Annotated in this window: 21 protein-coding genes; 18 read left to right on the top strand and 3 right to left on the bottom strand. The window is 65.9% G+C overall.

From position 1 onward, the window contains the following. The first annotated feature begins 4 nt into the window (after positions 1–4). The 5 genes from LRC39_RS02385 to LRC39_RS02365 all read left to right on the top strand — a co-directional run bounded on the left by LRC39_RS02385 (position 5) and on the right by LRC39_RS02365 (position 4,903). Positions 5–835 carry an ABC transporter ATP-binding protein gene (locus tag LRC39_RS02385; protein WP_346296211.1) on the top strand — a complete coding sequence of 277 codons (831 nt, stop codon included), beginning with the start codon at positions 5–7 and terminating at the stop codon, positions 833–835. Beyond that, entirely contained in the window at positions 832–1,656 is an 825-nt protein-coding gene (locus tag LRC39_RS02380) for an ABC transporter permease (protein WP_346296210.1), read from the top strand. The genes LRC39_RS02385 and LRC39_RS02380 overlap by 4 nt, the downstream gene beginning before the upstream one ends. Next, positions 1,656–2,642: a 2-hydroxyacid dehydrogenase gene (locus tag LRC39_RS02375; RefSeq protein WP_346296209.1), complete on the top strand. Its 987-nt coding sequence runs from the start codon at positions 1,656–1,658 to the stop codon at positions 2,640–2,642. Before LRC39_RS02380 ends, LRC39_RS02375 begins: the two co-directional genes overlap by 1 nt. A 2-nt stretch (positions 2,643–2,644) precedes the next feature. After that, complete coding sequence (locus tag LRC39_RS02370) at positions 2,645–3,328, top strand: protease inhibitor Inh/omp19 family protein (RefSeq protein ID WP_107354004.1); 684 nt, start codon at positions 2,645–2,647, stop codon at positions 3,326–3,328. A gap of 138 nt (positions 3,329–3,466) precedes the next feature. Continuing rightward, the gene (locus LRC39_RS02365; protein ID WP_346296208.1) at positions 3,467–4,903 is read left to right on the top strand and encodes a DUF1254 domain-containing protein; all 1,437 of its coding nucleotides are present in this window, start codon (positions 3,467–3,469) and stop codon (positions 4,901–4,903) included. A gap of 54 nt (positions 4,904–4,957) precedes the next feature. Here LRC39_RS02365 and LRC39_RS02360 read toward each other — a convergent pair whose 3' ends face one another. Next, the gene (locus LRC39_RS02360; protein WP_346296207.1) at positions 4,958–6,451 is read right to left on the bottom strand and encodes an NAD-dependent succinate-semialdehyde dehydrogenase; all 1,494 of its coding nucleotides are present in this window, start codon (positions 6,449–6,451) and stop codon (positions 4,958–4,960) included. A gap of 162 nt (positions 6,452–6,613) precedes the next feature. Then, the gene (locus LRC39_RS02355) at positions 6,614–6,943 is read right to left on the bottom strand and encodes a hypothetical protein (protein WP_164572411.1); all 330 of its coding nucleotides are present in this window, start codon (positions 6,941–6,943) and stop codon (positions 6,614–6,616) included. A gap of 239 nt (positions 6,944–7,182) precedes the next feature. On the opposite strand from LRC39_RS02355, the gene LRC39_RS02350 reads away from it, so the two are divergent. Both LRC39_RS02350 and LRC39_RS02345 read left to right on the top strand, forming a co-directional pair. Beyond that, on the top strand, positions 7,183–8,370 hold the full coding sequence (locus tag LRC39_RS02350) for a serine hydrolase domain-containing protein (RefSeq protein WP_263990333.1): 1,188 nt from the start codon (positions 7,183–7,185) through the stop codon (positions 8,368–8,370). A gap of 130 nt (positions 8,371–8,500) precedes the next feature. Beyond that, the gene (locus LRC39_RS02345; RefSeq protein WP_346296206.1) at positions 8,501–10,195 is read left to right on the top strand and encodes an AMP-binding protein; all 1,695 of its coding nucleotides are present in this window, start codon (positions 8,501–8,503) and stop codon (positions 10,193–10,195) included. A gap of 214 nt (positions 10,196–10,409) precedes the next feature. Here LRC39_RS02345 and LRC39_RS02340 read toward each other — a convergent pair whose 3' ends face one another. Beyond that, the gene (locus LRC39_RS02340) at positions 10,410–11,411 is read right to left on the bottom strand and encodes an adenosine kinase (RefSeq protein ID WP_346296205.1); all 1,002 of its coding nucleotides are present in this window, start codon (positions 11,409–11,411) and stop codon (positions 10,410–10,412) included. Between the two features lie 378 nt (positions 11,412–11,789). Between LRC39_RS02340 and murJ the strand changes: the two genes are divergently transcribed. From murJ to ybeY, 11 genes are all read left to right on the top strand, one after another. Then, a complete protein-coding gene (gene murJ, locus LRC39_RS02335; protein WP_346296204.1) occupies positions 11,790–13,346 on the top strand; it encodes a murein biosynthesis integral membrane protein MurJ in 1,557 nt (518 codons plus the stop codon). Between the two features lie 55 nt (positions 13,347–13,401). Further along, positions 13,402–14,454: a tryptophan--tRNA ligase gene (gene trpS / locus LRC39_RS02330; protein WP_107353998.1), complete on the top strand. Its 1,053-nt coding sequence runs from the start codon at positions 13,402–13,404 to the stop codon at positions 14,452–14,454. A 236-nt stretch (positions 14,455–14,690) separates the two neighbouring features. Next, entirely contained in the window at positions 14,691–15,185 is a 495-nt protein-coding gene (locus LRC39_RS02325; RefSeq protein ID WP_264075281.1) for a universal stress protein, read from the top strand. Between the two features lie 147 nt (positions 15,186–15,332). Beyond that, positions 15,333–15,899 (top strand): NifU family protein, encoded by a 567-nt coding sequence (locus tag LRC39_RS02320; RefSeq protein WP_164637212.1) that lies wholly within the window; start codon positions 15,333–15,335, stop codon positions 15,897–15,899. Positions 15,900–16,033: 134 nt separating this feature from the next. Then, positions 16,034–16,729: a tRNA (adenosine(37)-N6)-threonylcarbamoyltransferase complex dimerization subunit type 1 TsaB gene (gene tsaB, locus LRC39_RS02315; RefSeq protein WP_346296203.1), complete on the top strand. Its 696-nt coding sequence runs from the start codon at positions 16,034–16,036 to the stop codon at positions 16,727–16,729. Positions 16,730–16,751: 22 nt separating this feature from the next. Then, the gene (rimI, locus tag LRC39_RS02310; RefSeq protein ID WP_107353994.1) at positions 16,752–17,237 is read left to right on the top strand and encodes a ribosomal protein S18-alanine N-acetyltransferase; all 486 of its coding nucleotides are present in this window, start codon (positions 16,752–16,754) and stop codon (positions 17,235–17,237) included. Between the two features lie 60 nt (positions 17,238–17,297). Further along, positions 17,298–17,729 (top strand): Fur family transcriptional regulator, encoded by a 432-nt coding sequence (locus tag LRC39_RS02305; protein WP_107342669.1) that lies wholly within the window; start codon positions 17,298–17,300, stop codon positions 17,727–17,729. An 87-nt stretch (positions 17,730–17,816) separates the two neighbouring features. Continuing rightward, positions 17,817–18,476, top strand: coding sequence for an HAD family hydrolase (locus LRC39_RS02300; protein ID WP_346296202.1), 660 nt, complete (start codon positions 17,817–17,819; stop codon positions 18,474–18,476). Between the two features lie 120 nt (positions 18,477–18,596). After that, positions 18,597–19,988 carry a tRNA (N6-isopentenyl adenosine(37)-C2)-methylthiotransferase MiaB gene (miaB, locus tag LRC39_RS02295; protein ID WP_346296201.1) on the top strand — a complete coding sequence of 464 codons (1,392 nt, stop codon included), beginning with the start codon at positions 18,597–18,599 and terminating at the stop codon, positions 19,986–19,988. A gap of 6 nt (positions 19,989–19,994) precedes the next feature. Next, a complete protein-coding gene (locus LRC39_RS02290) occupies positions 19,995–21,050 on the top strand; it encodes a PhoH family protein (protein WP_012494162.1) in 1,056 nt (351 codons plus the stop codon). Between the two features lie 68 nt (positions 21,051–21,118). Beyond that, on the top strand, positions 21,119–21,622 hold the full coding sequence (gene ybeY, locus LRC39_RS02285) for an rRNA maturation RNase YbeY (RefSeq protein WP_346296200.1): 504 nt from the start codon (positions 21,119–21,121) through the stop codon (positions 21,620–21,622).

Raw genomic sequence — 21,622 nt, 5'->3', positions numbered from 1 at the left:
CCGCATGGCCTCATCGCCGCGACCGTCCGCTGCGGATGCCGGCGCCACCGGGCCGGCGATCGAACTGCGCGGCGTCACCAAGACCTACCGTACCGGCACGCTGGCGCTCGGCCCGATCGACCTCAATATCGGCCGCGGCGAGTTCGTGTCGCTGCTCGGCCCCTCCGGATGCGGCAAGTCGACCGCGCTGCGGATGATCGCCGGATTGGCAGCGCCGTCCTCGGGGCGGATCGAGGTCGGCACCGCGTCGCCGCGCAGCCGCGGCGAACATCCGATCGGCTTCGTGTTCCAGGAGCCGACGCTGATGCCGTGGGCGAGCATCCGGCACAACGTCGCGTTGCCGCTGAACCTGGCGCATGTCGCCAGCGCCGAAATCGCCCGGCGTGTCGACGAGGTGCTGGCCCGGGTCGACCTGGCCGAGTTCGCCGACGCGTTTCCGCGCGAACTATCCGGCGGCATGAAGATGCGAGCGTCGCTGGCGCGCGCGCTGGTGACGAGGCCGGACATCTTGCTGATGGACGAGCCGTTCGCCGCACTCGACGAGATCACCCGGTTCCGACTCAATGACGATCTGCTGGCGCTGTGGCGCGAGCTGCAGATGACGGTGGTGTTCGTCACCCATTCGGTGTTCGAGTCGGTGTATCTGTCGCAGCGCGTGGTGGTGATGACGCCGCGCCCAGGCCGGATCGCAGCCTCCTTCGATATCGATGCACCGACATCCCGCGGCGAGGAGTTCCGGCTCTCGGCCGACTATGCGGCGCAGTGCCGTGAGGTCTCGCGCGCCCTCGCGTCGACGGGCGAAAGCCCCCCCACCACACGCGAGGCGCGGGTATGAGCGCCCTACCCACTTCACGTGACGACGCTTCTTCGCTTGGCGCCCGCGCCGGGCTCCGGGTCGCGCTGCCGATCGTGGTGCTGATCGCTGCGATCGTCGCGTGGGACCTGATCGTCAGACTCAATCAGATCCCGCCTTACGTGCTGCCGGGCCCGGTGCTGGTGGCTTCGACGCTGATGCAGGACTGGCCGGTGCTGTTCGGCTCGCTGCTGACCACGCTATGGACCACGCTGGAAGGCTTCGTCGCCGCCGCGGTCGGCGGCATCGCGCTGGCGCTGCTGTTCAACCAGTCACGACTGCTCGAATATTCGCTGTTCCCCTATGCGGTGGTGCTGCAGGTCACGCCGGTGATCGCGATCGCGCCGCTGCTGCTGATCTACCTGCCGCAGGAAACCGCGGTTATCGTCTGCGCCTGGATCGTGGCGTTCTTTCCGGTGTTGTCCAACACCACGCTCGGCCTTAACTCGGTCGATCGTAATCTCGCCGGCCTGTTCCGGCTGTATGGCGCCTCGCGCTGGCAGACGCTGCTGCGGCTGAAGCTGCCGGCGGCGCTGCCTTACATCCTCGGCGGCCTGCGCATCGCCGGCGGACTGTCGCTGATCGGCGCCGTGGTCGCCGAGATCGCGGCCGGTTCGGCCGGCGCCGGCTCGGGCCTCGCCTACCGGATTGCCGAATCCGGATACCGGCTCAACATTCCGCGCATGTTCGCAGCATTGCTGTTGCTGTCGACGGCGGGCATTGTGATCTATCTGCTGCTGGCGCTGGTGTCGCATCTGCTGCTGCGGCGCTGGCACGAGAGCGCGTTGGGAAAGGATAATTGATGCCGGGGGAAACGGGCGCGTCGGAGCCGATTGATCTGTTGATCTATGGCCCCCGCAAGGAGGTCATCGATCAGGGCTTCCCGGCCGGTTATGTGCTGCACAAATGTGAGCGTGCCGATGACCTCGAAAAGCTGAGCGACGAGGCTCGCGGCCGCATCCGCGGGATCGCGGTCACCGGCCTGGTGCCGACCGGCGCGGCGATGCTGGCGCGGTTTCCGAAACTCGAAATCGTGGCGAGCTTCGGCGTCGGCTACGACCATGTCGACTCCGCCTGGGCGGCGCAGCATGGCGTGATCGTCACCAATACCCCCGACGTGCTCACCGAGGAAGTCGCCGATACCGCGCTCGGGCTGCTGATCGCGACGTTGCGCGAGTTCATTCGTGCCGACAAATACGTCCGCGCCGGACAGTGGCAGACCCAGGACTATCCGCTCAGCACCGGGTCGCTGCGCGACCGCAAGGTCGGTATGGTCGGCATGGGCCGGATCGGTCAGGCGATCGCCCGCCGGCTCGACGCCTCGCTGGTGCCGGTGGTGTATCACTCGCGCAATCCGGCGCCCGGCGTCGCCTACCAGCACTATCCGAACCTGATCGAGATGGCCAAGGAGGTCGATACCCTGGTGGTGATCACCCCGGGCGGCCCCACCACCGCCAAGCTGATCAACGCCGAGGTGCTCGATGCGCTCGGGCCGCGCGGCGTGGTGATCAACGTCGCGCGCGGCTCGGTGATTGACGAAGCGGCGCTGATTGACGCCCTGAAGTCCGGCAAGATTCTCGCTGCCGGCCTCGACGTATTCGCGGCCGAACCGAACGTTCCCGAAGAGCTGCGCGCGATGGACAACGTGGTGCTGCTGCCGCATATCGGCTCGGCCTCGGTGGTGACGCGCAATGCGATGAACCAGCTGGTGGTCGACAATCTGAAAGCCTGGTTCGCAGGCCAGCGGCCGCTGACGCCGGTGGCCGAAACTCCGGTGAAAGGCCGCTGACGATGTGGCGCGCGTTCGGCACGGTGATCCTCTCGGCGCTGCTCGCGTCTGTCGCCGCGGCGCAGGACGCAGCCTCGATGAAGAAGGAGATGGTCGGCCAGTGGGAGCTGGCGACCACCGAACGCAGCAAGACCTGCGTCGTCACGCTGACGTCCGAACCCGCCGCCAAGGGGCTGAAACTGACTCTCGAGCCGGACTGCGCCAAGACGCTGCCGTTCACCAAGGCGATCGTCGCCTGGGACGTCAAAGGCCTCGACATCGTCCGGCTGGAGACCGCCGACGGCGACTCGGTGATCGATTTCACCGAGGTCGAGAGCGGCATCTTCGAAGGCCATCGCGACGGCGAAGGGATCTACATCCTGCAGAACCTGGTCGCAGCCCGCTCGCTCGCCAAATCGATGGAGCAGATGATCGGTGACTGGACGATGGTGCGCGGCAACGGCCGCCAGGTCTGCGGCCTGACACTCACCAATACCGAAGCCGGCAACGATAATTTCCAGGCATTCCTGAAGCCGCGCTGCGATGCGCAGATCGCCGGCTTCGGCCCGACGATGTGGCGGCTCGAGCATGGTGCAATGCTGCTGGTGGCGCCGAACGGCGATAGCTGGCGGTTCGAGGCCGACGACAATGCGCAGTGGCGCAAGGTGCCTGATACCGCCGACCCACTGATCATGCTGCGGCAGTGACTTCGTAGAGTTACCAGTCAGCTTCCAGTCTCGACGATCGAGCTTCTGGCCGTTTGACCTGCGTCATAGCTCAGCCGGCACTCAACTCAGCATCCTGCCCGGAACGCCATCTGCGATGCGTCGAGGGAGGACGGCAACATGATTGGCTGGTTGAAGGCAATGTCGGCGGCCGCAACGGCCGCGCTGCTGCTGATGACGGCGCCCGCGCGAAGCGAGCCGGCGCCGGTCTCCGACGAGGAGGCGCTGAGCCTCGGGATCGATGCTTATTTGTACTTCTATCCGCTGGTGACGATGGACCTTACCCGCAAGCAATCGACCAATGTCGAGGCGGGCAAGGAGTTCGGCAAAGGGCCGATGAACAGCTTCGTCAGCGTGCCGGCCTATCCGCCGGCGGATTTCAAGACGATCGTGCGGCCGAATTTCGATACGCTGTATTCGATCGCCTGGCTCGATCTGGCGCGAGAGCCGATAGTGGTGACGGCGCCCGACACGAACGGCCGCTACTACCTGCTACCGATGCTCGATATGTGGACCGACGTGTTCGCCTCGCCCGGCTGGCGCACCACCGGCACGCAGGCGCAGAAATTCCTGGTCACCGCGCCCGGCTGGAGCGGCGCAGTGCCGGCTGGATTGCAGCGGATCGAAGCGCCGACGCCGATCATCTGGATCATCGGCCGCACCAAGACCGACGGGCCGGCGGACTACGCCGCGGTGCACCAGATCCAGGCCGGCTACACCGCGACGCCGCTATCGCAATGGGGCAAGCCGCCGGGACCGGCCCCGGCCTTCCTGCCCGATCCGGCGATCGACATGAAGACGCCGCCGAAGCAGCAGGTCGACAGCATGCCGGCCGGCCAGTTTTTCGCCTACGCGGCCGAGCTCCTGAAACAGAACCCGCCGCATATCACCGACCAGCCGATCATCGCGCGGCTGCGCCGGATCGGGCTGGAGCCGGGCAAGAGCTTCGATCTCGACAAAGCCGCCCCCAATGTGCGCAAGGCATTGGGCGCAGCACCGGCCGAGGCGCTGAAGCTGATGAGCTGGAAGATGCCGACCATGGCCCGCGTGACCAATGGCTGGAGCATGAACATCGACACCATGGGGGTGTACGGCAATTACTACCTGAAACGCGCGATCGTCGCCCAGTTCGGGCTCGGCGCCAACGTGCCTGAGGACGCGATCTACCCGGTCAACATCGCCGACGAAACCAGCAAGCCGCTCGACGGCACCAGCAACTACGTGCTGCGTTTCCAGAAAGGCGCCACGCCGCCGGTCGACGCGTTCTGGTCGCTGACGCTGTACGATTCCGACGGCTTCCCGGTGCCGAACGCGCTGCAGCGCCAGGCGCTGAGCAGCTGGATGCCGCTGAAGCCCAACGCCGACGGCTCGCTCGACCTCGTGATCCAGAACGCCAACCCCGGCACCGAGCGCGAATCGAACTGGCTGCCGGCGCCGAAAGGACCGTTTACCCTGACGATGCGGATGTACGCACCCAAACAGGAAGCCCTGACCGGCCGCTGGGCTCCGCCGCCGGTGACACGCGTGCAACCGCCGACCCCGCTCGGCCAGCAATAGCCCCAACGACGAACGGCGCGTCATCCGGCGCGCCGTTCATCGACGAGGCTGCTCTCAGATCCCCGCCATCATCACGTATTTGATCTCGACATACTCTTCGATGCCGTGATGCGAGCCTTCGCGGCCGAGGCCGGATTCCTTGACGCCGCCGAACGGGGCGACTTCGGTGGTGATCAGGCCGGTGTTGACGCCGACCATGCCGCTCTCCAGCGCTTCTGCAACGCGCCAGACGCGGCCCAAATCGCGGGCGTAGAAATAGCTGGCGAGGCCGAACGGCGAGGCGTTGGCGAGCCGGATCACTTCGGCTTCGTCCTTGAAGCGGAACACCGGCGCCAGCGGACCGAAGGTTTCTTCATGCGCCACCAGCGCGTCGGGCCGAACATCGGCCAGCACGGTCGGCTCGAAGAAGGTGCCGCCGAGCGCATGGCGCTTGCCGCCGGTGATCACCTTGGCGCCGTTCGACAGCGCATCCGCAATGTGCCGCTCGGTCTTCTCGACCGCGGCCTCATTGATCAGCGGACCTTGCGTGACGCCCTGCTCGGTGCCGTCGCCGACCTTCATCGCCTTGACCTTGGCGGCGAGCTTCTCGACGAACGCGTCGTAAACGCCGTCCTGCACATAGAGCCGGTTGGCGCAGACGCAGGTCTGACCCATGTTGCGATATTTCGACACCATCGCGCCTTCGACCGCGGCGTCGACGTCGGCATCGTCGAACACGATGAACGGGGCGTTACCGCCGAGTTCGAGACCGAGTTTCTTCACCCCGACCGACGCCTGCTTGTAGAGGATCTTGCCGACTTCGGTAGAGCCGGTGAAGCCGACGAAGCGCACGGCCGGATGTTCGCACAGCACCTTGCCGATCGCCGGCGCGTCGCCGGTGAGGACGTTGAACACGCCCTTCGGCACGCCGGCCTTTTCGGCCAGCGCCGCCAGCGCGAAGGCGCTGAGCGGCGTTTCCTCGGCCGGCTTCAGCACCACGGTGCATCCCGCCGCCAGCGCCGGCGAGACCTTGCGGGTGATCATTGAGCTCGGGAAATTCCATGGCGTAATCGCGCCGCAGACGCCGATCGGCTGCTTGATGGCGATCAGCCGGGCATCGGCACGCTGGGTCGGGATGGTTTCGCCATACACCCGACGCGCCTCTTCGGCGAAGAACTCGACATAGGCGGCGCCGATATCAACTTCGCCGAGCGCCTCGGCAAGCGGCTTGCCCTGTTCGGTGGTGAGGATCAGCGCCAGATCCTCGCGGTTGGCGAGGATCAGCTCGAACCATTTGCGCAAGATGTTGGAGCGATGCTTGGCGGTGAGCTTGGCCCAGGCCGGAAAGGCCTGCGCGGCTGCTTCGACCGCCTGGGTGGCCTCGGCGGCGCCGAGATGCGGCACCTTGGCGATCGTCTGGCCATTGGCCGGATTGGTCACCGCAATCGTCGACGTGCCCGACCAAGCGCCGCCGATGTAGCACTGCTCGCGCAGCAGCGACGGGTCCTTCAGTCGATCGCGCAGCGAGGTGGCTTGATCGGCGGTGCGGGCGGCGGCGGTGGGTGACATGGAATGCTCCGGCGTTGCTGGTGGATCGCAGCGGGACCGCGATGGCCCCTGTCGCCGGTCAATATAGGCAGAGATCGCGCGGCGCACAGCGCCGGCCCGGCATCGTCCTGCGCATCACCGCACGCTTTCGCGGCCGCGAATCGAGGCCGCGGTGCACCACGTTCAGGCGGCGCCGGCGATCCAGGTGCTGCGCAGATTGATCATGCGTTCGGCGGCGGTGCGGGCATGAGCGCGCGAAGTGGTGGCGCAGACGCGATACTCAAGCTCCGGGAACGGCTGTGCGGTGCGGCGGCCGAACCACGATCCAGCACGTGCCGATTTGACCGGCAGCTGCGCCAGTGCGACCGCGAGATTGTCGACCGCCTCGAAGCCGTACAGCGCGCCGGTCTGCGCGTAACGCACTTCGTAGATCCCGGGACTGACCGGCGCCTCGATATTGCCGCCACGGCCGGGCTGCGGATAGCGCTTCCAGTCACTCCAGGTCGGGATCATCTCGGTGCTCCGGGCGGGGGCGTCGCAACTTTGGGTTGGACGGCGGCTGCGGCCGCTAGGTTCAACACTGCGGCGACTTTGTGAACGCCACGCCTACCCGTTCGTTCCCGGCACGAATTCGTCGCCGCTCGCAGATGCGAGACTTTGTCGCCCGACCTCGTTAACGCTTGCCCAGCGGAACCGCTCGGTGAACAATCCGGCCGCTTTAGAAAACTGCCAAGCAAACAAGGGAGGACAACATGCAAAGCAGCAACCCGATCGACCAGAGCTTGCGCCAGATGAGCGAGCGCGGCGACATCCCCGGCGTCGTGGCCATCGCAGGCAATTCGCAGGAGGTGTTGTACCAGGGCGCGTACGGCAAGCGCGATTTGTCGAAGCCGGAGCAGATGACCACCGACAGCGTGTTCTGGATCGCATCGATGACCAAGGCGATCACCGCCGCTGCCGCGATGCAGCTCGTCGAGCAGGGCAAGCTGTCGCTCGACGAGCCGATCGGCAAGCTGCTGCCCGATCTCGCCCAGCCGCTGGTGCTCGACGGATTCGATGCCGACGGTACGCCGAAGACCCGGCCGGCCAAATCGCCGATCACGCTGCGGCAATTGCTCACCCACACCGCCGGATTCTGCTACGACATGTGGAACGCCGACATGGTGAAGTACATGGAGCGGCACGGCATCCCCGGCATCATCGGCTGTCAGGAAGCCGCACTGAAGACGCCGCTGGCGTCAGATCCGGGCACGCGCTGGGAGTACGGCATCAACATCGACTTCGCCGGCAAGGCGGTCGAGGCCGCCAGCGGCATGAAGCTCGACGCATATTTGCGCGATCATTTGTTTGCGCCGCTCGGCATGACCGACATCGGCTTCAAGATCACCGACGACCAGCGGAAGCGGCTGGTCGCGGTGCATGCGCGCGGCGAGGATGGCTCGCTGTCGCCGATTCCGTTCGAGGTCGCGCAGGAGCCGGAATTCCACATGGGTGGCGGCGGCCTGTACGGCACCGCGGCGGACTATCTGAAGTTCACCCAGATGATCCTCAACAAGGGCCGCGGCAACGGCAACCAGGTGCTGAAGCCTGAGACCGTGGCGATGATGGGCCAGAACCACATCGGCGATCTCAACGTCACCAAGCTGAACTCGGCGATCGCCTTCGCCACCAACGACGTCGACCTCTATCCCGGCATGACCAAGAAGTGGGGCCTCAGCTTCCTGATCAACACCGAGAAAACGCCGGAGGGCCGCAGCCCGGGCAGCCTCGCTTGGGCCGGGCTCGCCAATACCTATTACTGGATCGATCCGACCCGCGACGTCTGCGGCGTGATCCTGATGCAGGTCTTGCCGTTCGCCGACGCCAAGTGCCTGGAGGCATTCGCCGCGTTCGAACGCGGAGTCTATGCCGGCCTCGGCGCGGGACAGCAGGCAGCCTAAATCTCTAGCGCCGCCGGCGGGGTCGCAATGCCCTGCCGGCGGCGCTATGCTTCGTGAAAGAGGCGACAAGCCCACACGATGACGACCCGGCACTCCAAACCGTCCGGGCGCTAAGGCGAGGACCAAGGACGTGACCAGCTCGACCCCCAGCTATGTCTGCGGCGTCTCCGACGCGCCGCTGCTCGGAATCACCATCGGCCAGGCACTCGACCGCGCGGTGGCGCTGTGGCCCGATCGCGAAGCGCTGGTTTCACCCAGCCATGACACCCGTTGGACCTGGCGCGACTTCGCTGCACGCGTGGATGCGCTGGCCGCCGGCTTTGTTGCGCTCGGCCTGGAGCGCGGCGCCCGCATCGGCATCTGGTCGATGAACCGGCCGGAATGGACGCTGACGCAGTTCGCCGCCGCCAAAGCGGGACTGATCCTGGTCACCATCAATCCGGCCTACCGGCTGAGCGAGCTGGAATTCGCGCTCGCCAAGGTCGGCTGCGCCGCGCTGGTGACCGCCACCGCGTTCAAGACCTCGCACTACATGGAGATGCTGAACACGCTGATCCCGGAGCTGGCGACCTCGCCGCCCGGCGCATTGCAATCAGCCAAGCTGCCGAAGCTGCGCACCGTGATCCAGATCGGCGGACCGAAGGCGCCGGGCACGATTGCGTTCGATGAGGTTGCGGCCATGGGCGGCGCGCGCCACCGCGACCAGATCGCGGCGTTCGCAAGCGAGCTGCAGTTCGACGATGCGGTCAACATCCAGTTCACCAGCGGCACCACCGGCTCGCCCAAGGGCGTGACGCTGACGCATCACAACATCCTCAACAACGGGTACTTCGTCGGCCGCGCGATGAAACTGACCGCGGCGGATCGCATCTGCATTCCGGTGCCGCTGTATCACTGCTTCGGCATGGTGATGGGCAACCTCGCCTCCGTCACCTGCGGCGCCGCCATGGTGTATCCCGGCGAAGGCTTCGATCCGCTGGTGACGCTGCAGACCGCATCGCGCGAGAAATGCACGGCGCTGTATGGCGTGCCGACGATGTTCATCGCCGAGCTCGATCACCCGGACTTCGCCAGCTTCGATCTGTCGTCACTGCGCACCGGCATCATGGCGGGGGCGCCGTGCCCGGTCGAAGTGATGCGCCGCGTCAACGATGCGATGAACATGCGCGAAGTCACGATCGCCTACGGCATGACCGAGACCAGCCCGGTCAGCTTCCAGAGCGCTGTCGACGATCCGGAAGACCGCCGGGTCTCGACCGTCGGCCGCATTCATCCGCATGTCGAAGTGAAGGTTGTCGATCTCAACGGCAAGGTCGTGCCGCGCGGCCAGCGCGGCGAACTCTGCACCCGCGGCTACAGCGTGATGCTGGGCTATTGGGACGAGCCGGAGAAGACCGCCGACGTGCTCGATGCCGCCGGCTGGATGCACACCGGCGACCTCGCCACCATCGACGACGAAGGCTTCTGCAACATCGTCGGCCGCATCAAGGACATGGTGATCCGCGGCGGCGAAAACCTGTATCCGCGCGAGATCGAGGAATTCCTGTATCGCCACCCGAAGATTCAGGACGTCCAGATCTTCGGCGTCGCCGACGACCGCTACGGCGAAGAACTCTGCGCCTGGGTCCGCCCGCGTCCCGGCGAAACGCTGAGCGCCGACGACGTCCGCGCGTTCTGCCAGGGCCAGATCGCCCACAACAAGATCCCGCGCTACATCGAATTCGTCGACGAATTCCCGATGACGGTGACCGGCAAGATCCAGAAATTCATCATGCGCGAGAAGGTCGAGGCCAAGCTCGGCCTGAAGGCGGCAAAGACGGCGTAGTTAGCTCGATGATGTCTCGTTCGTCATTCCGGGGCGCGCGGAGCGCGAACCCGGAATCCATACTCCCTGGACTCTCGGTGAGGCGCCGTGGTGGCGGCACTTTGCAGAACTAACAACAAACAGGGGTTATGGATTCCGGGCTCGCGAGCTGCGCTCGCGCCCCGGAATGACAAAAGAGAGGTGGGGGTTCAAAGGCCCGCTGTGTCGCCTCGACCTACACCGCCAGCCCGTGCTGCTGCGCCAATTCCTTCAGCGACACCTGCGGGCGGGCGCCGATGTGCTGGATCACTTCGGCAGCGGCCAACGCGCCGAGGCGGCCGGCGTTTTCGTAGCCGAGATTGCGGACCAGGCCGAACAGGAAGCCGGCCGCGAACAGGTCGCCGGCGCCGGTGGTGTCGACCAGCTGATCGATTGCGGTCGCGGGCACCAAGGTCACGCCGTCCTTGTCGACCACCGCGCAGCCCTTTTCGCTGCGGGTGACGACGCCGAGCGCGACGTCCTGAGCCAGCAGAGTCAGCGCGGCATCGAAATCCGAGGTCTGGTACAGCGAGTGCAGCTCGGCCTCGTTGGCGAAGATCAGGTCGACGGTCTTGGAGCGCATCAGCTCGAGGAATTCGCCGCGATAGCGGTCGACGCAGAACGCATCCGACAGCGTCAGCGCCACCTTGCGGCCGGCACCGTGGGCGATCTTCGAGGCCTTCAGGAACGCTTCCTTGGCCTGCGGCGGATCCCACAGATAGCCTTCGAGATAGGTGATGGCCGAGGCGGCGATCTTGGCCTCGTCGATATCGGCAGGCGACAGGTCCTGCGCCGCGCCGAGATACGTGTTCATGGTGCGCTGGCCGTCCGGCGTCACCAGGATGTAGGAGCAGCCGGTCGCCGGGCCGTCGGTCGCCGGCTTGGTGTCGAAGGTGACGCCTGCGGCGCGGATGTCGTGGGTGTAGAGCTTGCCGATCTGGTCGTCCTTGACCTTGCCCAGATAGACCGTGCGGGCGCCGAACGAAGCCAGCCCGACGATGGTGTTGGCGGCCGAGCCGCCGGACATCTCGGTGGCCTGGCCCATGTCGGCATAGATCGCCGCGGCGCGGGCTTCATCGATCAGCGCCATGCCGCCCTTGGCCATGCCGTGCTTGACCAGGAAGTCCTCTTCGGTGCGGACCAGCACGTCGAAGATCGCGTTGCCGATGGCGAGGACATCGTATTGGGCTGAGCTCATCGAATTCGATCCATAACGGGGAGAAATAAGGAAAACCCCGCGGATTGTGCGGGTCGGGCCGGTGCGTCGCCGGCCGCGCGAAAGGCGGGCCGACCTATCATGTTCGGGTCGGCAGCCGCAAGCGAGGGTGGTTCCCAAGGTCGTCATGCGCGGGCTCGACCCGCCTGCGGGGCCGAAGCCCTTCGGCGCGGCGAAGGCCCGCGCATTCCTCGTCTTCGCAAGATGCTCTTTTGAGAAGGTTGGATGGCCGGGTCGAGCCCGGCCATGACGGCGGGAGTGAGGAAGCCTACCGGCCAACAGGGCCACCCCCTTTACCAATCGGCCACTAAACCGAGCTGCGCCGGGCCGTTGCGCCGGCAATCCGGCTATAAGGCCGGGATGCTTCGCCCGCTGCTCACCGTCTCCGCAGGGACTCTGTCGTCACGTTTGTTGGGATTCGTTCGCGACGCACTGGTCGCGGCGCTGCTCGGCGCCGGCGTGGCGGCGGATGCGTTCCTGCTGGCGTTTCAGCTCGTCAACGTGACGCGGCGGCTACTCACCGAAGGCGCGCTCAACGCCGCGCTGGTGCCGGCGTGGCTGAAAGTGCGCGAACACAACGGTCCCGTGGCAGCGGCCGCGTTCGCCGGGCGGCTGCTCGGCAGCATTGCGCTGGCGACGGTGCTGCTGGCGATCCTGCTCGGCGTGTTCATGCCGCTACTGATCGCGGTGCTGGCCCCCGGTTTCATCGGCCAGCCCGCACTACTGATGGCAACCCGCGACGCCCGGCTGATGCTGCCATATCTGGCCTTCGCCGGCCCGGTCGCGGTGATGATGGGACTATTCAACGCGCAAGGCAAAGTCGGCCTTACCGCGTTCTCGCCGCTGTTATTCAACATATCGCTGATCGTCGTCACGGCAGTGCTGCTGCTCGGCCACAACGACCCGAGCCTTGCGGCGCTGATCCTGTCCGGCACCGTCGGGGTTGCCGGGTTGCTGCAGCTTTCGATCCTGGCGGTCAACGGCCGCGGCGAACGGCTGGCGACACCGCTGCGCGCCGGTTTCGACGCGGCGATGCGGACATTCTTCGCCAAGGCGATCCCCGGGATGATCGCCAATTCCGGACCGCAGCTCCTGATCGTCGCCGGCGCCATCATCGCCTCGGCGCAGCCGGCGGCAGTGTCATGGCTGTACTTCGCTAACCGGCTGATCGAGCTGCCGCTCGGCATCGTCGGCGTTGCGATGGGCGCGGTGCTGGTGCCGGAACTGGCGCGGGCGGTTCGCGGCGGCGATCGGACCGCATTGTCGGAAGCCGCCTCGCGCGGTCTGGAACTGGCGGTCGGGGTGGCGCTGCCTGCGACCTTCGGACTGATCGTGCTGGCCGAACCGATCGTGCGGCTGTTGTTCGAACACGGCGCGTTCAGCGCCGCGGACTCGGCCGCCACCGCCCAGGCGCTGGCGGTGCTGGCGGTCGGCCTGCCCGCTCAGGTGCTGGCCAAGAACTGGTCGGCCGCGTTCTTCGCCCGCGAAGACACCCGCACGCCGCTCGTGGCGACCCTGATCTCGGTCGCGGTCGCGCTGGTTGCCGCCGTGCTGCTCGGCCGGCTGTTCGGCGCCGCCGGGGTCGCGGCCGCGATCAGCCTCGGCGCCTGGAGCAACGCAGCCCTGCTGCTGGGGCGCGGCGTGCAGCGCTTCGGGGTCACCATCGATGCGCCGGCGCGGCGCCGGGTGGTGCTGATCGTGCTTGCATCCCTGGTGATGGGCGCGCTGCTGTGGTTCGCCGCCGGCGTGGTGCTGCCGCTGATGGCGACAGGCTCCACTTTGGTCCAAGGTGCGGCGCTCGCGGTGCTGATCGGCGGCGGTCTAATCGTCTATGCCGCAGTTTTAATGCTGTCCGGCGTCATTCGTCCTGATGGGGTGCTCCGCGCGCTGCGGCAGCCACGCGGCTTGCGCGACTAGCGCAGCTGTGCCACTTCACGGCGCCTTTTCCAGACCAAGCGCGGGAATCACGATCATGGCCATCACGCAGCGGGTATTCTCCGGCATCCAGCCGACCGGCAATCTGCATCTCGGTAATTACCTCGGCGCGATCGTGAACTTCGTGAAGATGCAGGAGACGCACAATTGCGTTTACTGCGTCGTCGACCTGCATGCGATCACCGTTCCGGTGACGGTCTGGGGCGGTCCGGACGAGTTGCGCAAGAACATCCGCGAAGTGACCGCGGCGTTCATCGCGTCCGGCATCGATCCGAAGAAGCAGATCATCTTCAACCAGAGCCAGGTGGCGGAACACTCCGAATTGGCCTGGGTGCTGAACTGCATCGCGCGGCTCGGCTGGCTGAACCGCATGACTCAGTTCAAGGAGAAGGCCGGCAAGGATCGCGAGAATGTCTCGGTCGGCCTGTACGACTATCCGGTGCTGATGGCCGCCGACATTCTGGTGTATCGCGCCACCCACGTTCCGGTCGGTGAGGACCAGAAGCAGCATGTCGAACTGACCCGCGACATCGCCCAGAAGTTCAACAACGACTTCTCGGCATCGATTGCGGCGCAGGGCTTCGGCGACGCTTACTTCCCGCTGCCTGAGCCGGTGATCACCGGCCCGGCGACCCGGGTGATGAGCCTGCGCGACGGCACCAAGAAGATGTCGAAGTCGGACCCCTCCGATTACTCGCGCATCAACCTGACCGACGATGCCGACGCGATCGCGCAGAAGATCAAGAAGGCCAAGACCGATCCGGAGCCGCTGCCGAGCGAAGAAAAGGGCCTGGAGACCCGCCCTGAAGCCGACAATCTGGTCGGCATCTACGCCGCGCTGTCCGGCAAGCCGAAGACCGACGTGCTGACCGAGTTCGGCGGCGCACAGTTCTCCGCCTTCAAGTCGAATCTGGTCGACCTCGCCGTGACCAAGCTGTCGCCGATCGCCGGCGAAATGAAGCGACTCTCGGCCGACCATGCCTATGTCGACTCAGTGCTTGCCGACGGCAGCGACCGCGCCCGTGCGATCGCTGCCGAAACCATGGTGGCCGTGAAGGACATCATGGGCATGGTGCGCAAGAAGGGCTGAGGCTTCGCACGCTCCCGTCATGGCCGGGCTCGACCCGGCCATCCATCTTCTTCAAAGGACTCTTGCAAGATTGGATGGATGCGCGGGCCTTCGCCGCGCCGAAGGGCTTCGGCCCCGCAGGCGGGTCAAGCCCGCGCATGACGTCGTGTCCGAGACGCCCGCTTGTCCTGCCCGCTGTCGCCATGGCAGCATCGCGTCGTTGCGCGGGCGCGCGCTTGGGAACTCCGGGGGCACCAATGAGCAGCCAGCGACGGAGCTATGAATCCGGCCACAAGCCGAAATGTCTGGTGATCGTCGACGACACCGCCGAGTGGGATCGCGCGGTGTATTACGGCAGCCGCTGGGCGGTGCGGGTCGGCGGCGGCGTGGTGATGGTGCGCGTCATCGAGATCCTCGACAAGAACCAGCAATGGCTCGGCGTCGCCGACGTGATGCGCGCCGAAGCGATCGAGACTGCGGAGCTTGCGCTCGACCGCGCCTCCGGCCGCGCCAACGGCGTCGCCGGGATCACGCCGGAGCGGGTGATCCGCGAAGGCGACACCATCGCCCAGGTGCGCAAGGTGATCGACCAGGACGTCGACATCGTCATGCTGGTGCTGGCGGCCGATGATGGCCCGGAAGGACCGGGTCCGATCGTCACCGCGATGGTGCGCCATCTCGGCACCTTCCCGGTGCCGGTGATGATGGTCGCCTCCAGCCTCACCGACGACGACATCGACGCCCTCGCCTGAGCCTGTGCGGCCCTCGAAAACGTGAGCGTTGTCAGCGACTTTCAGCAACCTCCGGGAGAGCCCGCGGGTTGACCGTGCGTTTCCGAGCGCTATTTGCTAGGAGAAGCCTACGCACCGGCCTTGAACCGGCGACGACGGAGACAATCGATGTTCATTCAGACCGAACCGACCCCCAATCCGGCCACGTTGAAATTCATTCCCGGCCGGACCGTGCTCGACAGCGGCACGCTGGAATTCACCGATGCGGCCCAGGCGGCCCGCTCGCCGCTCGCGGCGCGGCTGTTCGACATCGATGGCGTCAGCGGCGTGTTCTATGCCACCGACTTCGTCACCGTCACCAAGGACAAGGGCGAGTGGCAGCACCTCAAGCCCGCGATCCTCGGCGCCATCATGGAGCACTACATGTCGGGCGCGCCGATCCTGGCCGACGGCAAGTCGGACGGCGAGGATGGCGATGACGACGAGTTCTACGCCGAGGGCGACGCCGAGACGGTCGAGATCATCAAGGACCTGATCGAAACGCGGGTGCGCCCGGCGGTCGCCAATGACGGCGGCGACATCACATTCCGCGGCTTCAAGGACGGCATCGTCTATCTCAACATGCGCGGCGCCTGCGCCGGCTGCCCGTCGTCGACCGCGACCTTGCAGCACGGCATCCAGAACCTGCTGAAGCACTTCGTGCCGGAAGTGGTGGAAGTCCGCCCGGTCACCTGACCGATAGCTGCCGCAACGCTAGGCAGGCACGACAAACAGGCATGACGCACCGCGCCATGCCCTCCGTCCGAATAGTTGTCGATCGACCCGCCCGGGACATGACGCAACCGTCGCATTGCTGATATGTTAGCCGGATGCTGATCCTCGCCATTGATACGGCGCTCGACGCCTGCGCAGCCGCGGTGCTGGATACCGAGGCTAATTGGCTGCTCGCGGGCGAATTGCAGGCGATGCAGCGTGGCCACGCCGAAGCCCTGATGCCGCTGCTCGGCCGGGTGATGGACGCATCCGGGATCGGTTTTCTCGATATCGACCGCATCGCGGTGACCACCGGGCCTGGTAGTTTCACCGGCCTCCGGGTCGGCCTTTCGGCTGCGCGCGGTATCGCACTCGCAGCCGCCAAGCCGGTCGTCGGGCTGACGACGCTGTCAGCGTTCGCGGCGCCGCTGGTGAGCGAGACCGACGACACGCCGATCCTGTCGGTGATCGATGCCCGTCACGACCACGTCTACTACCAGCTCGTCGCCGGCAACGGCACGATGATTATACGCCCGCGGGTGGCGCCGATCGCCGAAGCGCTGGAAGCCGCGCGTTACGGCGCGCCGCGGCTGGTCGGCAACGCCGCGCAGCTGCTTGCCGATCGCTGGCCGGCCCTGACCCCGCCGCCACTTGCAGTGGATCAGCGCCCCGCGCCGGATATCGGCTGGCTCGCCTGGCTTGGTGCAGCAGCAACACCGGAAGCCGCACCCGCCAAACCGTTCTATTTGCGGCCGCCGGACGCCAAGCCGAAGATTGATCCCATCGCTCAATCGGCGCAGCCCGCCGCATGACGCGCTGCCTTATGTGCCATCAATGATGACTTGGCTGGCCGAATTCTGGGGCTACGCCGACGCTGTGGTCGAAACGGCGACGCTGCGCGACGCGCCGAAGCTCGCCGAACTGCATGCCGCTTCGTTTCATCGCGGCTGGGACGAACAGGAATTCGCCGACCTTTTGAGCGAGCGCAATACGCTGGTGCACCGACTGCGGGTCGGCCGGCGAATCATCGGATTTGTTGCATCGCGGATCGGCGCGGACGAAGCCGAAATTCTATCAATTGCGATCGCAGCCTCGTATCGCGGCCGCGGTCTGTCGCGTGAAATGCTGCTGACTCACCTCGGCCATCTCGCAGGACGTGGCGTCGCCACGGTGTTTCTCGAGGTGGAGGAAAACAATCAGCCGGCACGACGACTCTACAATCGTACCGGTTTTCAGGTGGTTGGCCGACGCGAGCGCTATTACCGACAGCCCAACGGGGAACAATTGAACGCATTGATAATGCGTCGCGACTTGTCCTGATCGCCTTACAGTGGCAGAACAATGCCCAATAACCATTCACCCGCAACCACGTTGACGCCGATGTCCGAACCCAAGGCAACCGAAATCGAAGCCCGCTGCGCCGCCACCGGCATGCGCATGACGGAGCAGCGCCGCGTGATCGCGCGAGTTCTGGCGGAGTCGGAAGATCATCCCGACGTCGAAGAACTGTACACCCGCTGCGTTGCGATCGACGACAAGATCTCGATCTCGACGGTGTACCGCACCGTCAAGCTGTTCGAAGATGCCGGCATCATCGAGCGTCACGACTTCCGTGAAGGCCGCGCCCGCTACGAGCAGATGCGCGACAGCCATCATGACCACCTGATCAACCTGCGTGACGGCAAGGTGATCGAATTCACCAACGAAGAGATCGAGAAGCTGCAGGCCGAGATCGCCCGCCGCCTCGGCTACAAGCTGGTCGACCATCGGCTCGAACTGTATTGCGTGCCGCTCGAAGACGATAAGTCCTGAGCCGGTAGCACGCCCGACGCAGCTGCCGATCGCCGCGAGCTTACCGGCTCGCGGCGTTATTAGTTTCAATCGCAGCCGGCCGCAGATGTGAATCCCGAACTTGTTATCTTCGATTGTGACGGCGTCCTGGTCGACAGTGAGCTGATCTCCTGTCGGGTTCATGCCGAAACGCTGACCCGCTACGGCTATCCGATCACGCCGGACCAGGTCGCGGCGCGTTTCCTCGGCCGGTCGGGTCGCGAGGCCCGGCGCGAGATCGAAGCCGAGACTGGCCGGCGCTTCGCCGACGACATCGAAACAAACCTGCTCGGCGCACTGCTCCGCGCCTTCGCCGAAACGCTGCAGCCGATCCCGTTCGTCACCGACGCGCTCGACACGCTGGAGCAGCCATTCTGCGTCGCCTCGAGCGGCACGCTGGATCGGATCCAAATCGCGCTGACCCATGCGGGTCTCATTGGCCGGTTCACCCCGCATCTGTTTTCGGCCGAGCAGGTGGCGCACGGCAAACCGGCGCCGGATCTGTTCCTGTTTGCGGCGGCGCAGATGCGAGCCGCCCCGGAGCGCTGCGTGGTGATCGAAGACAGCGTGCCGGGGGTGCTGGGGGCGAAAGCGGCCGGCATGACCGTGCTGGGCTTTCACGGCGGTGGCCATTGCACCGAGGCCAGCGCGGCCGCGCTGACCGCCGCCGGGGCCGATCGGTGTTTTGCCGACATGCGGCAACTGACGACAATCATTGAAGAAATTTAGCCGCCCGAGAGACCGCGCGCGGCAAATCGACGGTCGCGGCTGGATTTCGCCGGGTTTCGCCTATAAGTGACGGGCAACGCGCTGGAAAACGCGCGTTTTTTGTTTGGGCCCCCGCACGCAATGTCTCCGCCGCGCAAGCTGCACATCAAGTCATACGGCTGTCAGATGAATGTCTACGATGCTCAGCGCATGGTGGACGCGCTGGCGCCGGAAGGCTTTGTCGAGACCGCGAACGTGGATGACGCCGATCTGGTGATCCTGAACACCTGCCACATTCGCGAGAAGGCGTCCGAGAAGGTCTATTCCGAGCTCGGCCGGCTGCGCGTCGCGCGTGACGAGGCCGCAGGCCAAGGCCGGCGGATGCAGATCGCGGTCGCAGGGTGCGTGGCGCAGGCCGAAGGCGAAGAAATCATCCGCCGCGCGCCGGTGGTCGATGTCGTGGTCGGGCCGCAGAGCTATCACAACCTGCCGCACCTGCTGGCCAAAGCCGAACAGCATGGCCGGGCGCTGGAGACCGAGTTCCCGATCGAGGACAAGTTCGGCGTGCTGCCGCAGCCGGCGCCGGACGCGATCCGTGCTCGCGGCATCTCGGCCTTCGTGACGGTTCAGGAAGGCTGCGACAAGTTCTGCACCTTCTGCGTGGTGCCCTATACCCGCGGCGCCGAAATGTCGCGCCCGGTGGCGGCGATCGTCGAGGATGTCAAACGGCTCGCCGAAAACGGCGTCCGCGAAATCACGCTGATCGGCCAGAACGTCAACGCCTATCACGGCGACGGGCCGGACGGCCGCGCCTGGTCGCTCGGGCGCCTGGTGCGGCGACTGGCCGAGATTCCGGGGATCGTCCGGCTGCGCTACTCGACCAGCCATCCGAACGACGTCAACGACGATCTCTTGGCCGCGCATCGCGATCTGCCGGCGCTGATGCCGTTCGTGCATCTGCCGGTGCAGTCCGGCTCGGACCGGATCCTGGCGGCAATGAACCGCAAGCACACCGCCGACGATTATCGCCGCGTGATCGACCGGTTCCGTTCTGCTTCCGCAGCGATCGCTTTCTCATCGGACTTCATCGTCGGTTTCCCGGGTGAAACCGAGCGCGATTTTTCCGCGACTCTCGCGCTTGTCGTACAAATCGGCTACGCTGGGGCGTATTCGTTCAAATACTCCCCGCGGCCCGGCACGCCCGCGGCGGACATGCCGGAGATGGTGCCTGCAGCGGTCATGGACGAGCGGTTGGAGCGGCTCCAGCAATTGATCGACCAGCAGCAATCGGCCTTCAACAAGGCCGCGATCGGCCGGACCGTGGAGGTCCTGTTCGAGCGCGCCGGCCGCAAGCCCGGCCAGATCGTCGGCCGCACCGCTTATCTGCAGCCCGCCCATGTGATGGCGCCCGACAGCATCATCGGACAGGTGCTGCCGGTCCGCGTCGACAGCCTCGAACGCTACAGCCTGCTCGGCGAACTCGCATCCGCAACCTCCCGGCCGGCCGATGCGATGGCCGCCACAGGAGCCTGAGCCCCCTTGGTCAAAAGCGCACCGGAATCGTCTTCGTTCGTTTCCCGCCGCAAACCCGATCGCGACAGCTTGAACCCGCCTGAAACCCAGGTCGTCATCGATTTCGACGACAACCGTGCCGCCTCCGCTCTGGTCGGTCCCTACGGCCAGAACCTCGCTCAGATCGAGCGCAGGCTCAGCGTGGTGGTGGATTCGCGCGGCAACCACATCACCATCGGCGGCTCGCGCGAGGGCTGCGATGCAGCCCGGCGCGTGCTGGAAACGCTGTATGCCCAGGCGGTGTCGGGCCACGATCTAGTGCAGGGCGACGTCGAAGGCGCGATCCGCGCCGTGATCGCCCAGGGGTCGCTGTTCGAATTCGACACCAAGCAGCCGTCCGCCACCGCGTTCGAGGCGATCAATTTGCGCAAGCGCCCGGTCCGGGCCCGCACCGCCGCGCAGGACTCCTACATCCGCGCGCTGAAGCGGCACGAGCTGGTATTCGGCGTCGGCCCGGCCGGCACCGGCAAGACCTGGCTGGCGGTGGCGCATGCCGCGCAGCTGTTCGAGCGCAAGGAAGTCGACCGCATCATCCTGTCGCGGCCCGCGGTCGAAGCCGGCGAACGGCTCGGCTTTCTGCCCGGCGATCTGCGCGAGAAGGTCGATCCTTACTTACGGCCGATCTACGACGCGCTGTACGACCTGATGGATGCCCGGATCGTCGAACGCGCGCTGCAGTCCGGCGAGATCGAGATCGCGCCGCTGGCATTCATGCGCGGCCGCACCCTGACCAACGCGGCGATCATCCTCGACGAGGCGCAGAACACCACGTCGATGCAGATGAAAATGTTTCTCACTCGTCTCGGCGAGAACAGCCGGATGATCATCACCGGCGACCCGAGCCAGGTCGACCTGCCGAACGGCCAGACCTCAGGCCTGGCCGAAGCGGCCCGGTTGCTATCCGGCGTCGAGGGCATCGCCCAGGTCCAGTTCAGGGCCGAGGACGTGATCCGCCACGAGTTGGTGGCGCGAATCGTCGCCGCCTACGAAGGAGCGCCGTCACCGGCGAATGGTAAGTCGTGATGTCGCAGCCACGCCCTGGGCGCCACCCCGATTGCAACGGGGCGGACCCGGATAGTAATTTTGCCTCGATGACCCATCGTGCTCGTCTATTCACCGAAGTCGTGATCGAAGCCGATTGCTGGCAGGCCGAAGCATCGGCCGAAGCAACCGTGCTGCGCGCGATCGAAGCCGCCGCCGATGCGATCGACAGCGACACCGGCGGCGCCGAGCTGGCCGTGATGCTGACCGACGACGATCACATCCGCCAGCTGAATGCGTCGTTCCGCGGCAAGGACAAGCCGACCAACGTGCTGTCGTTTCCCGCTGCCCAACCCGAGGTGCAGCCGGACGGCGCGCCGCGGATGCTCGGCGACATCGCGATCGCGTATCAAACCGTCCGTCGCGAGGCCGACGACGAAGACAAACCGTTCGATCACCACCTCAGTCACCTCGCCGTGCACGGCTTCCTGCATCTGGTCGGTTACGACCACGAGACCGATCAGGAAGCCGAGGAGATGGAAGACGCCGAGCGCGCAATCCTGGCGCGGCTCGGGATTCCGGATCCGTATGCGGGCCAGGATCGGGTGAGCTGA

This window comes from Rhodopseudomonas sp. P1 (assembly GCF_039642825.1).
Lineage (GTDB): Bacteria > Pseudomonadota > Alphaproteobacteria > Rhizobiales > Xanthobacteraceae > Rhodopseudomonas > Rhodopseudomonas palustris_H.
The sequence above is the reverse complement of the archived record's forward strand: the minus strand, read 5'-3'. Positions and strand labels throughout refer to the sequence as shown.